Raw genomic sequence first — 9274 nt, 5'->3', positions numbered from 1 at the left:
AGGTTTCTCAGGAGGCTTCTCAGGTATTACAGGAGGTTTCTCAGGTATTACAGGTGGTGGTTCTGGGTTCGCTGGTGTTGGAGGTTTCTCAGGTGGTTTCTCAGGAGGCTTCTCAGGAGGCTTCTCAGGAGGCTTCTCAGGAGGCTTCTCAGGAGGTTTCTCAGGTGGTTTCTCAGGAGGCTTCTCAGGAGGCTTCTCAGGAGGCTTCTCAGGAGGCTTCTCAGGAGGCGGTCCTGGATTTGCTGGTGCTGGATTTATTACGGGAGGTGGTCCTGGATTTGCTGGTGCTGGATTTATTACAGGAGGTGGTTCTGGATTTGCTGGTGCTGGATTTATTACGGGAGGTGGTTCTGGATTTGCTGGTGCTGGATTTATTACGGGAGGCTTTTCAGAAGGTGGTGTTGGATTTATTACGGGAGGCTTTTCAGAAGGTGGTCTTGAAATCGATGGTGTCGAAGGCTTCTCGGAAGGTATTACGGGAGGTGGTTCTGAATTTGCTGGTGCTGGATTTATTACAGGAGGCTTACCTGTATCCACAGGTGTTGTTACAGGTGGAGATGATGGGGTAACTTCGGGTGATGGTTTTAGTGGACGATTTCTTGAATTACGAACTCTATCCGATTGAACTTCGGATGCTCCCAATACTGATTCCGCAGGAATATTATCTTGAACTGTAAAATCAGTTGAATCTTTAGAAGTAGTTAGCTTTATAAACGATGGATTTTGGATTGTATCGGGACCAGCTATACGTACCTGCTTCGCTAAAGCCTCTGATGTTTCTGCACGAACACTATTAAGTGCTGCATCCTGAATACTAGTTACATTTGGTTGATTTAAATCAAGCCCCCGTACTAAATCGCTAGTCTCATAAAAAGTTCGCAAGTCAAAATCGAATAACCCATGAAATTTGCCATTGATGACAACCATCATTTGTCCAGCTTGCAACACTTTGCTGGTGGAACTATCTTGATCAAAAACTTCGATTCCACTATTCGTCAGTGCGCCAACAACTGTTGTATCTGTTTCCTTGTCATAACGGACAAACAGCGCTGAACCGCGAATAGCAGCAGCAGCACTTGGTGTTCTGATATTAGTTTTACCTTGCCCTGGCGGTATCAATAATAAAACTGTGCCATTTCTGAGGGTAAAATTTCTAGTCTGGGGTAAAAACTGAAATACTGCTTGCTCTCCTACTCTTGCCATCGAGCCATCGTTGAAGCGCAACTCAGCCAGGGAATTTCGCCCTGTGGACAAACCGTCTTTTGGTTTAATGGCATCAGAGCGTTGCGCTCTCCGTCTTGGCTGGTTGTAAGGTTGCAACTGTACGAAATTACGCAAATTCTGTATTACTGCCCTAGTTAATGGAGTTTGGGCTTGTGTCTTACTTGACATGGGCATTATGAGTAACCCTGACAAGCCAATTGCCACAAAGGGAAACAATTTACGCACTATTGGTTGCAGTTCAGAAAATTTACTCATACTCAACTATGTCAGTAGTATTTTAAATACAAAGTGGTCAGTGCTTTATTTGTTATAGCAAAATTAAATACGTAAATTTGCTTAACTGTCATCAAAAATTAAAGATATAAATTACTTACTCTGTCGTATAAGCTAGCGATTGAAACCAATTTTCTCAATCATTGGTAGAAAATAAATTTGTCATCTTCTCCTCTTTTAACCGATACTTAAGTACCTAACTTAAATAGAAATTGAGGATGTTTTGCTGAGAAATTTTCTGACTCAAACTACAGAACAACACAAGTCCGAATAGTTGAGACTTGGGAATCAACTTGTAAGTCAATCTCTACAAAAGTGTTATTAGAAAGATGCAATTCTACAAGAACTGGAAACTTCTATTATTTTGGAGCTTGCTGACTTGCAGTAGTGCAAGCTGGTGGTTATTGGAAGCAGATGCAGTAAATGCTACAAGCTCAACGAGATGGAAACATCAAAGACATATGCTATTAAAGATACCACCTTTTAATGATAATTGGGTAGGTAATCGACCCTTACATGAGACTGAGGATGAGTTAAAAGAGTTCCCAAGTTCACAATATTTAAATTTTCCAACACAAACAACAGATGCGATCGCTCAATCTCCCCCAGAGGAGACTACACCTCAAAAACCAAATGAACCTCCACAGGTTGAAGCACAGCCGAATGAACCAACATTAAAGCCGACAAAAATTGAGCAGCGTTTAGAAACACCGAAAGTTGATTACAGTAAAAGATTAGAACAACTGTTACAAAAACTGGCGGACACACAAGAGCAGTCACCGGAATCGACAACAAATGGAGAACTGGGCACAATAATTGCCAAGCCACAACCTGTAGAGAATACTGAATTAGGGACAATCCTTGCCAAACCCAATAACACAAATCCAACGCCAATAGAACAGCAACCTATTCCGGAAACACCATCGATACCCAAAAAGCCACCCATAACAACACCTGCAAGGAAGCCTATAGGTTTTTTGCTGGGACGTGTGAGTTTTTTCCAGACAAACAATCTGTTTTCATCTGATACTGATCCCATTCAAGATGGTTTAATCTATTCTGGTTTAACCTTAGCCAGTGTTCCTGTCAAATTAGGAGCCAAGACATACTTAAGTGGTTCGATTGATGGCAATATTATTCGTTACATAGACCAATCGGAATTTAACTACAATCAACTTCGTTTGAATGTAGATTTATATCATCAACTCTCCAAGCGAATGTATGGTGAAATTGGCTGGAGTAACCAGCAGTTGTTTTATGCGAGAGAGAGTCAACGTTATGGATTTGCATCGGGCGATCGCTTTTTGAATGAAAACTCGTTTCACTTATCATTAGGTCGTAGAGATAGTCTGACATCGAAATTGATGCTAGATAGCTATTATGAATTTCGTGTCAGTTTAGCTGAAACACCCGAAAAACGCGATCGCCTGATTAATTCGTTGTGGTTGGGGTTAAATTATTCCTTCCGAAAGCCCCTACAAGTCGGTCTAAACTACCAATTCAATTTATCTAATTTTACTGAACGCGATCGCGAAGATATTTACCATCGCTTATTTAGTAGTCTCAGCTATCGATTATCTGATACTAGTAGCGTGAGTGCCCAAGCAGGGGTTTCAATTGGCAATTCTACAGACCGTAACATTGACTTTAATGGTTGGTTTTTCAGTGTTAATTACAATTGGGAATTGGGTAGATTTTAAGAGTTGGAAATAATCAGGTGAGTAAATATTAAGTATTTTCGCGAGATGTACTCATTGTATCACTATCTCTAATTGTCTCAATTCCCACATTGCCACTCCTATTTCTCACCTCTTTAATAACTAATCCAATCACTCCAACTACCAGGATATAACTTGTAATTAGAAATACCAGCTAATTCCAAAGATAGTAAATTCACACATGCCGTGACACCAGAACCACAGTAAACTACAATTTCTTGGCTATCTTGAATTTCTTGCCAACGTTGCTGCTGTTGTTCTTGAGGATACAAATAGCCATTAGCATTAGTTACATCTTGCCAGGGATAATTGACAGCACCAGGAATATGTCCAGCAATTTTGTCGATAGGCTCTCTAATACCAAGATAGCGATCGCTTTCCCGTGAGTCTACTAAGACTATACCTGGTAAATCTTTACGAGTTTTGATAGTCGAAAAATCAACCATCATTTGTGGCTGTAATTTAGGTGTAAAATCAGCAGTTTTCTGTGGGGGAATCGCATCAGTCACAGGATAGTCCAATAATAACCAGCCAGCGAATCCTCCATCAAGTACAGCGACTTGTTCATGTCCCAAGTAACGCATTAGCCACCATAACCTTGATGCAAAAGCCAAGCGAGAATCATCATAGGCTACAACTAGAGTTGCTTGAGAGTTGCTTGTTTGAGAATTGACACCAATATTGGCGAGTTTTTTTGAGAATTTCTCGATATCTGGTAGAGGATGCCTTCCCCCATGTTCTGTAATGGGACTAGAAAGGTCTAAATTGAGGTCGAGGTAATAAGCACCGCTTATGTGACTAGTTTGATACTGTTGCTTTCCCAGTTGTGCATCCGCGAGCGAAAAACGACAATCTACAATCACAACCTGGGGGTTATTAATATGCTCTAATAGCCATTGAGCCGAAACAACACAAGAGTCATTTGTCATTAGTTATTGTTTAGCAGTTAGTCATTATTTAGTAACTATTAATTATATTGGTGAGAATTACAAAAATTATGTAAATTAATTTTAATGAAAATGCGTGATTATACTCAATAACTGCGATCGCTTGACCAGACATCAAAGATTAACCTAAATTCAAAATTTATCTAAGCTAATGTCAAATCAAGAAACATTTATTCCCCAGCCAACTGCTGACGGCTCATTTACTTTCTTCTCGGAAGAATTTGGTGAATTATTTCACAGTCATTATGGAGCTTACCAGGAAAGTATACATAAATTCGTTGTCCCGACACAACTAGAAATTCAAGCTCAAAAACCGGTTATTAGGATTTTAGACATTTGCTACGGTCTTGGTTATAATACTGCTGCTGCAATCCAGACTATTTGGTCGATTAATCCTGATTGCCATATCGAAATTATTGCTTTAGAAATGAATTCGGCAGTCCCTAAAGCTGCAATCACTCATCAATTATTTAATCATTGGAACTGCGAAAATATCGATATTTTAGATATTTTAATTAGAATTGCTGAAAATCATTACCTAGAGGCAAAAAATGTCAAAGCCAATTTATTATTAGGTGATGCTCGTATCACTATTCAACAATTACTTGCATCTGGATTTCAAGCTGATGCCATTTTCCTCGATCCCTTCTCGCCTCCACAATGTCCGCAACTTTGGACAATCGAATTTATGCAACTTGTCTCTCAGTGCTTATCTTTGACTGGTAGACTCGCAACTTATTCTTGTGCTGCATCAGTGCGTACAGCATTACTCACATCAGGTTTAGAAATTGGTTCGACTCCTCCTGTTGGAAGAAAAGCACCAGGTACAATCGCCATACATCCCCAAGCTGAGGAGACAATTCTTCCCCCACTGTCAACATCTGAACTAGAACATTTACAGACTCGTGCCGCCATTCCCTATCGCGACTTCCAACTCTGCGATTCGGCAGCAGTAATATTAGAGAGGCGCAAACAAGAGCAGCAACGTTCCAGCCTGGAACCAACTTCACATTGGCGAAAACGTTGGCATAGAACCCATAAACATAATTAACTATCAAGATAATAAGATGTCAACGGTCTCGATTAAATTGTATTGGTAAATGGATGATGTGGTTTATAAGTGATTTACCGGATTCAATCTCTTTCAATGTAATAATTATCACTAATTTTCAGTTAAAACAATCCATAGACATTCGTGAATCTACTAAAGTTTGATAATTTTTATCGATAATTGATGAAAAATGTGTAAATTATTTGATGAATTGTTTGGCTAACATAGTGACAAAAATTAATTTTTTTTCCATCAAGAGGCGGTTTGAGATAAATTTAACAACAAGAGTATTTTGGAACTATAGTCATGTTGATAAATCTCCGTAAAACACCTGATTTAAGATTTGCAATAATTGCATCATACTATATTTATCATTAATGAGTTTTGGAAATCATTTTCTCAGAACTCCCAAAAACATCGAAAAACTGGGGGAAATACATTACAAAAAGTTAAGTAAATGTTATCGTTTGCAAGACTTATAAAAGTAATGAAAACAGAAATCCAGTTGAGTAATAAAATTGTTTTTGAAAAGTCGAACTGTAAATTTATTTAAAAATTGGAGCGCCTTCGTGGTTTGGAAATCCAATTATACAGGCTCTACCGAAAAATCAATGGGTGGGTCAAACTCCTTAAATACACCCAAGGACGTTGGTTCAAATGGTGCTATCGGTTTGCAGGCACAAGGTTATCCCCTAAGCTTATCAAAGCAAGACCTGGTGCGAGAAGACAATGGAGCAATAACTTCCTGGGTAAACCTTTGCACTGATTCTAGTTACGATTCCTTCGGATCGAGGACAGAATATGGCAAAGGTTCCCAAGTCAACGGGTTTGATTTCGATAAGCCAAAAGTGTTAGTGGTTGATGACCATGCTGCAAGCCGGATGACTGCTGTAGCGCTGTTGGCGATGGAAGGTTATGAAGTGATTGAAGCAGACAGTGGTGCTGCGGCGATCGCTCTGGTAGCTCAAAAACAACCAGATTTAATTTTACTGGATGTGATGATGCCCGAAATGGACGGGTTTGAAGTTTGTCAAAATATTAAACAAGATGAGCAAACACGCCTAATTCCGGTAATTTTTATCACAGCATTAAACGATAGGCGATCGCGTATTCGCGGTATTGAGGTTGGGGCAGATGATTTTTTGAGCAAACCTTTTGATCGTTTAGAATTGGCGGCGCGAGTGAAGTCTTTGGTGAGCCAAAAGCGCCTGAACGAAGACTTAGATCACGCCGAACAAGTGCTATTTTCGATCGCCAGGGCAATTGAAAGTCGCGATCCGAATACAGGTGATCATTGCGAGCGCTTGATCCGATTAGGCAAAGAATTTGGCGAGTATCTCAACCTGGCACGCAACCAAATTCGTGACTTAATGTGGGGGGGATACCTTCACGATATCGGCAAAGTGGGAATTCCGGATGCGATATTACTCAAAAGGGGACAATTAACTCCCGAAGAATGGGAAATGATGCGTCAGCATGTTTTGATTGGCGAAAAAATTTGTCAACCACTTCGCACGACTAGAGGTGTGATCCCAATTATTCGTCATCATCACGAACGCTGGGATGGTTCAGGTTATCCTGACGGACTCAAAGGTGATGAAATTCCCTATATTGCTCAAGTATTCCAAATTATTGATATTTATGACGCTTTGAGCAGTGAACGTCCCTATAAACCCGCTTATACACCGGAAGAAGCACTGCAAATTATGACTGAGGAAACCGCTAAAGGTTGGCGCAATCCTCAACTTATGCAGCAATTTACCGAGTTTATTCTCAAACGCAATGATTCCAATCTTTCCAGAGAATTATGACTAAAGGATTGAGGGTGAAACTCAGAGGAGGGAGGTACGGGGACACGGAGAAGACTTTTCTCTCCGTGTCTCCTATCCCTTTTGTGCTCTCATCAACTAAAGGCGCTTTGGCAGTTTCCCAAGATATTGCCTATGAGTAATGCTTTGTTAGCTGTTATCATTTGCCTGAACTTATTTACTTAGTTCATCGCACACACACAGCTAATCCCTAATTATGGTAGTCGTAGCAATTCTGGCGGCAGGAAAAGGAACAAGGATGAAATCCACTCTCCCTAAAGTATTACATTCTTTAGGTGGGCGATCGCTTATTGAGAGGGTTTTAAATAGTGTCGAACCGATGCAACCTTCACGGCGGATGATAATAGTTGGATACCAGAGCGAAGAAGTGAAAGTGGCAATGCAGTCAATACCCAATTTAGAGTTTGTCGAACAAACTAAACAGTTGGGAACAGGTCATGCTATCCAGCAATTATTACCACATTTAGAAGGTTACAATGGGGATTTACTGGTGTTAAATGGGGATGTACCTCTGTTACGTCAACAAACCCTGGAAAATCTCCTCAAGACCCATCGAGAACACAAAAATGCCGCCACTATTCTCACAGCAAATTTGCCTGAACCCAAGGGTTATGGGCGCGTTTTTTGTAATGGTGATAATATTGTTCAGCAAATCGTCGAAGATAAAGACTGTACTGCTGCCCAAAAACAAAATCGCTGTATCAATGCCGGAATTTACTGCTTTCGCTGGCAAGATTTAGCCAAGGTATTGCCGCATTTGGAGGCAAATAATGCCCAGAAGGAATATTATCTTACCGATGCGGTGACACAGGTTGCTCCCGTCATGGCGGTAGATGTCGAAGATTACCAAGAAATTTTGGGTATTAACGATCGCTTGCAATTAGCTGGCGCTTATGAGATTTTACAAAGACGAATTAAAGAAAGTTGGATGGCTGCTGGTGTAACTATTATTGACCCCAATAGCGTCACAATTGATGAAACAGTTGAATTGCAACCAGATGTAATTATCGAACCGCAAACGCATCTGCGAGGTCATACAGTTATCAAAACGGGGTGTCGAATTGGACCCGGAAGTTTAATTGAAAATAGCGAAATTGGTGAGAACACCACCATCCGATTTTCAGTAATTACCGATAGTAGTGTTGAATCATCAGTAATAATTGGTCCTTATGCTCACTTGCGCGGACATGCTCAGGTAAGTGCAGGATGTCGCATTGGTAATTTTGTTGAGTTAAAAAATACGACATTAGGTAGTAATACTAAAGTCGCGCATCTATCCTATCTCGGTGACACCACAACTGGAACCAAAGTAAATATTGGCGCAGGAACAATTACCGCCAACTATGATGGTTTTAAAAAGCACCCAACAATAATAGGCGATCGCACAGGTACAGGTTCTAATAGCGTCCTCGTAGCGCCCATTACTCTTGGTAATGATGTTTACATTGCCGCAGGCTCTACAGTCGCTCAAGATATCCCTGATGATTGTTTAGTAGTAGCCCGCGAACGTCCGGTGATGAAGCCCGGTTGGGTAACGAAGAAACGAGAAAGTCAGAGCAAGTAAGAGGGACGCGGGGATGCGGGGATGCGGGGATGCGGGGATGCGGGGATGCGGGGATGCGGGGATGCGGGGATGCGGGGATGCGGGGATGCGGTGACGCGGTGACAAAGAAGAAAGAGGTTTCTTTTATTAATCTCCCACTCTCCCACTCTCCCCAATCTCCTCATCACTTCATCTCCCCATTCCCAACTTGCATTCCTTCGGGAATTTCCAAGGTATCGCCCATCCTTTCGCCGTTATGGTAAGCTGCGAGGATGACTTCGCTGGTTTTGCCCCAAGCGATATGACCTCTAGCATCAAGTGCGATCGCACCTAAGTCTCTTTTGTTTGTCTGAGCTTCGGCAAATGATCGCTGCATTGCTTCCTGCAACGACATTCCATCTGTGACACGCACCACTATTTTGGCTGCCAGGCATTCATCAATAATATCTTCACCAATACCTGTACAGCTAACACCCGCATACTGAGTTGCATAATTTCCCGCAGGCATAGCAGAATCACTGACACGACCAATCCGTTCAAAGCCTTTTCCGCCTGTAGATGTGCCAGCGACTAAGTTACCATATGTATCTAAAGCAACTACACCAATCGTGCCTCTGCGGGCTGTGGTACTTTCCGTCAGTTGGCTTTCAAATGATTCATTTTCAGCGAAATCAGATTCAGCAACAACA

At 41.3% G+C, this 9274-nt stretch carries 7 protein-coding genes; 4 read left to right on the top strand and 3 right to left on the bottom strand.

Annotated elements, in window-relative coordinates; genetic code table 11:
• A partial coding sequence (locus VB733_RS14390; RefSeq protein ID WP_323340743.1) for a FecR domain-containing protein occupies positions 1 to 1479 on the bottom strand: 1479 nt, incomplete at its 3' end.
• Positions 1480 to 1826: 347 nt separating this feature from the next.
• Between VB733_RS14390 and VB733_RS14385 the strand changes: the two genes are divergently transcribed.
• Complete coding sequence (locus VB733_RS14385; protein ID WP_323340742.1) at positions 1827 to 3197, top strand: hypothetical protein; 1371 nt, start codon at positions 1827 to 1829, stop codon at positions 3195 to 3197.
• 113 nt (positions 3198 to 3310) lie between these two features.
• Here VB733_RS14385 and VB733_RS14380 read toward each other — a convergent pair whose 3' ends face one another.
• Positions 3311 to 4144 (bottom strand): sulfurtransferase, encoded by an 834-nt coding sequence (locus VB733_RS14380; RefSeq protein WP_323340741.1) that lies wholly within the window; start codon positions 4142 to 4144, stop codon positions 3311 to 3313.
• Between the two features lie 169 nt (positions 4145 to 4313).
• Between VB733_RS14380 and VB733_RS14375 the strand changes: the two genes are divergently transcribed.
• The 3 genes from VB733_RS14375 (at position 4314) to glmU (ending at position 8606) form a co-directional block, all read left to right on the top strand.
• Positions 4314 to 5213, top strand: coding sequence for a tRNA (5-methylaminomethyl-2-thiouridine)(34)-methyltransferase MnmD (locus tag VB733_RS14375; protein ID WP_323340740.1), 900 nt, complete (start codon positions 4314 to 4316; stop codon positions 5211 to 5213).
• 611 nt (positions 5214 to 5824) lie between these two features.
• Positions 5825 to 7024, top strand: coding sequence for a two-component system response regulator (locus VB733_RS14370; protein ID WP_323340750.1), 1200 nt, complete (start codon positions 5825 to 5827; stop codon positions 7022 to 7024).
• Between the two features lie 214 nt (positions 7025 to 7238).
• Positions 7239 to 8606, top strand: coding sequence for a bifunctional UDP-N-acetylglucosamine diphosphorylase/glucosamine-1-phosphate N-acetyltransferase GlmU (glmU, locus tag VB733_RS14365; RefSeq protein ID WP_323340739.1), 1368 nt, complete (start codon positions 7239 to 7241; stop codon positions 8604 to 8606).
• A 163-nt stretch (positions 8607 to 8769) separates the two neighbouring features.
• Here the strand turns inward: glmU and VB733_RS14360 are convergent.
• Positions 8770 to 9274 (bottom strand): isoaspartyl peptidase/L-asparaginase (locus VB733_RS14360; RefSeq protein WP_323340738.1); only part of this gene is annotated, 505 nt, incomplete at its 5' end.

Source organism: Calothrix sp. UHCC 0171 (genome assembly GCF_034931845.1).
Taxonomy (GTDB): Bacteria; Cyanobacteriota; Cyanobacteriia; order Cyanobacteriales; family Nostocaceae; genus Brunnivagina.
This window is presented reverse-complemented; position numbering and strand designations above follow the sequence as displayed.

Coding starts and splice junctions, on each gene's coding strand:
- glmU (WP_323340739.1), top strand. CDS start 7,239: ATGGTAGTCGTAGCAATTCTGGCGGCAGGAAAAGGAACAAGGATGAAA.
- VB733_RS14385 (WP_323340742.1), top strand. CDS start 1,827: ATGCAATTCTACAAGAACTGGAAACTTCTATTATTTTGGAGCTTGCTG.
- VB733_RS14370 (WP_323340750.1), top strand. CDS start 5,825: ATGGGTGGGTCAAACTCCTTAAATACACCCAAGGACGTTGGTTCAAAT.
- VB733_RS14380 (WP_323340741.1), bottom strand. CDS start 4,144: ATGACAAATGACTCTTGTGTTGTTTCGGCTCAATGGCTATTAGAGCAT.
- VB733_RS14375 (WP_323340740.1), top strand. CDS start 4,314: ATGTCAAATCAAGAAACATTTATTCCCCAGCCAACTGCTGACGGCTCA.